Here is a 647-nt window from a genome sequence, read left to right as displayed (position 1 = left end):
GCTGGAACGGGAGAAAAGGAAACCGAACAACGTGAAGAGATCACCGAACATCATTTAGAGACAGTCGCTAAGGAGATAGAAGAAAAAGTTGAAACGCTAACAGAGGAAATAGAAAAGGAACCAGAGACAAAGATTCGTAAGGAAAAGCGCCAAGAATGCAGGAAATGGAAAAAACCTTTAAAGCTGATTCGGGAAAATTTCTTACCACGACTAGCTACATACAAGGAACAGAACGAAATCTTTGGCGACCGTAACAGTTATTCCAAAACAGACAAAGACGCAACCTTCATGCGCATGAAAGAAGATCATATGAAAAACGGTCAGCTCAAGCCAGGGTATAACGTGCAAATAGGGACAGAGAATCAGTTTATCTTGTTTTATACGATTCACCAACGACCTACAGACACGCGTTGTTTTATCCCACATTTGGAGAAACTGGCGGCTACTTCTTTACCGATGCCCAAAACAGTCATCGCGGATGCAGGATATGGCAGTGAAGAAAACTATGTATATGCGATTGGTGATGAGAAAGAGCCTCGATTGGATTTTCTCATTCCTTATGGATCCTATGTACGAGAACAGACACGCAAATACAAAAAGGATATCAAAAACGCGAAAAACTGGACCTATTGTGAGCAAGATGATTG

General features: G+C 41.6%; 1 protein-coding gene. It reads left to right on the top strand.

Going from position 1 to position 647, the window contains the following annotated elements:
- On the top strand, nt 1–647 hold a 647-nt coding region (locus B6A27_RS18350; RefSeq protein ID WP_139788183.1), incomplete at both ends, for a transposase.

It is taken from the genome of Anoxybacillus sp. UARK-01 (assembly GCF_002075365.1).
Classification (GTDB): Bacteria; Bacillota; Bacilli; order Bacillales; family Anoxybacillaceae; genus Anoxybacteroides; species Anoxybacteroides rupiense.
Note: the sequence above shows the minus strand (reverse complement) of the source record. Positions and strands in the feature narration are given on the sequence as shown.